The sequence below is a fragment of the Nocardia thailandica NBRC 100428 genome (assembly GCF_000308795.1).
Classification (GTDB): Bacteria; Actinomycetota; Actinomycetes; order Mycobacteriales; family Mycobacteriaceae; genus Nocardia; species Nocardia thailandica.
The window spans coordinates 1-1,759 of sequence record NZ_BAGK01000280.1 but is presented as its reverse complement, the minus strand read 5'-3'; the positions used below and the strand labels follow the sequence as shown (position 1 = coordinate 1,759).

The 1,759-nt window shown below is 77.8% G+C and carries 1 protein-coding gene; it reads right to left on the bottom strand.

What is annotated here, in order from left to right:
- On the bottom strand, window positions 1-1,759 hold a 1,759-nt coding region (locus ON36_RS28530), incomplete at both ends, for a beta strand repeat-containing protein (protein WP_043660144.1).

Below are 1,759 nucleotides of genomic sequence, written 5' to 3'. Positions count from 1 at the left end.
CACCGGCCGCGGCGCCCGTCAGGCCCGCGCCGACCTGAGCGCCCGCGTCGGCCACACCCGACAGTCCGCCGCCGACCTGGGCACCGGCGCCGGCCGCGCCCGAGAGGCCGCCGCCGAGACCCGTTTCCAGGCCGGTGCCGGTCCCGACGCCGCCCGCGGTGTGGCCGCCGAAGGCGGCGGAGGCCACCGTCGAGACCGTCGAACCGAGGCCCGCCGCGCCGGTCAGGGCGGTGTCGAGACCGCCGCCGAGCAGGGCGCTCGCGTCGTGCGAGATGCCCGCCGAGGTGGCGAAGCCCGCCTGCGCGCCGGTGGCGGCCGCGGTTTCGATGACACTGCCGAACTCGGCCGCCGCACCCGCCGACCCCAGCAGCTCGGCCTGCGCGCCCGTGGTGGCAGCGCCCGCGAGCGCGGAACTCAGGCCCGCCGCCGAACCAGCGGCCGCGCCGAGCTGGGCGCCCGCCGTCGCGGCCCCGGAAAGGCCGGACTCGAAACCGGCTGCGCCGGTCGAGGCAGCGCCGATCGCGGACTCGGCCGCGCCGGAGAGACCGGCACCGAACTCGCCCGCCGCACCGAGGCCGGTCGCGGCGCCCACCGCGCCCGAGAGCCCGGTCTCGAGACCGGCCGCCGTGCCGAAGGCGGCGTCGGCACCGGTCGCGAGCGAGCCGGACAGTCCGGCGCCCGCCTCCGCGCCGAGGTCGGCGCTCGCGTCGAACGCGGTTTCCAGGTCGGCGATCAAGTCGGCGTCCACGGCGGAACCGAGCGCGCCGTCGAGCGTCGCGCCGAGCGAACTCTCCAGGCCGGCAGCGGCGTTCGCGGCGGCGCCGAGGCTCGCCGCGCCGTCCAGACCCGCGTTCACCGCGCCACCGAGGGAGCTCTCGAGCCCGGCGGCCGCGCCGAGTTCCGAGGCGCCCTGCAGACCCGCGCCCGCCGCCGCGCCGAGCGAACTCTCCAGTCCCGCACCGACGGACGCCGAACTGTCCACAGCCGTCCCCAGGTCGGCGCCGACACCGGCGGCGGAGTCGAACGCGCCGGACACCGAACCGCCCAGGCCGACGCCGGCATCCACCGCCGTCCCCACGGTGGTGTCGAGGCCGGCGGCACCATTCAGGCCCAGATCCACGGCGCCGTCGAGGGCACCGCCGAGCCCGGCGGCCGTGTTGTCGAGCGCGCCGCCGAGATTCGCGCCGAGGCCGAGGGCGCCATCGACCGCGTCGTTCAGGTCGGCGCCGAGTCCGATCGCGGCATCCGTCGCGCCGTCCAGGGCACCGCCGAGACCGGCGGCTCCGCTCAGCGAACCACCGAGGTCGGCACCGGCATTTGCCGCACCGCCGAGCGAACCGCCCAGCTCGGCGCCGACGTCGGCGGCGCTCTCGAGCGAACCGCCCAGACCCGCGCCGAGATCGATCGCGGTGCCGGTGGCGCCGGTCAGCGCGCCACCCAGGCCCGCACCAGCATTCGCGGCACCATCGATCGCGCCGCCTACACCCGCGCCGAAGTCGATCGCTGTGTCGGTGGCGCCGGTCAGCGCACCGCCGAGGCCCACACCGGCATCCGCGGTCGCGCCCAGTACACCGCCGAGGTCTGCTCCCGCTGCGGTCGCCCCTTCGAGCGCGCCGTTCAGCTGGGCACCGAGATCGGCGGCCGAGTCGGCCGCGCCTTCCAGTGTCCCGCCCAGTCCGGCACCGACATTCGCGGCGGCGCCGAGCGAGCCACCCAGGCCGGCCGCTGCGTCGGCGGCACCCGTCAGCGCACCGCCAAG